Source organism: Methylobacterium sp. WL116, assembly GCF_008039455.1.
Lineage (GTDB): Bacteria > Pseudomonadota > Alphaproteobacteria > Rhizobiales > Beijerinckiaceae > Methylobacterium.
On record NZ_VRUV01001085.1, the window covers coordinates 1 to 568 of the forward strand.

General features: G+C 72.4%; 1 pseudogene. It reads left to right on the plus strand.

Annotated elements, in window-relative coordinates:
- Positions 1-147: 147 nt before the first annotated feature.
- A pseudogene (locus FV223_RS29515) lies at positions 148-568 on the plus strand (hypothetical protein); the annotation flags it as partial.

Sequence of the window (568 nt, forward strand, 5' to 3'; positions counted from 1 at the left end):
GGCGGCAGGGGCGGCGGCACGGGGACGGTCGCCTCGGGCGGATGCGGCTTCGTCTCCTGTGCCCTCGCGTTCCGTCCCGCCGTCGTGGCAAGCAGGGCCGTGCCGGCGAGCGCGAGCGCCGCGAACCGTCGAGACCGACCTGACGCCATGACTTATCCACCCCATCCGGCCGTCACCCGCGACACGATCCTGTGCGAGGGACGGCCCGTCACGATCGAGCGGTTCGCGCCGCGCGGCAAGGACGCGCCGGCCACGACGACCGTCATTCTGCTGCACGACGCGGAAGGACCGGGCCCGGACCGTCCGGTCCGCGCCGAAGCCGCAGCTTTGGCGGAAGCCGGCTTCGCGGTGCTGCTGCCGCACTATCTCGAGCGGACCGGCGAGGCGCGGGTCGGGTTCTCCGGGATCAGCCGGCATTTCGGCGCATGGCGGGATGCCCTCGAGATCGTGCGCGCGCAGGTCCCCGGCCCGGCGGCGCGAAGCTTCCAGCAGGCGCAGAACATGGAGCCGACCGGGTCCCTTACCATCCCGCTCGTCTATGGTCTCGGCCTGGAGCAGGACATCATCC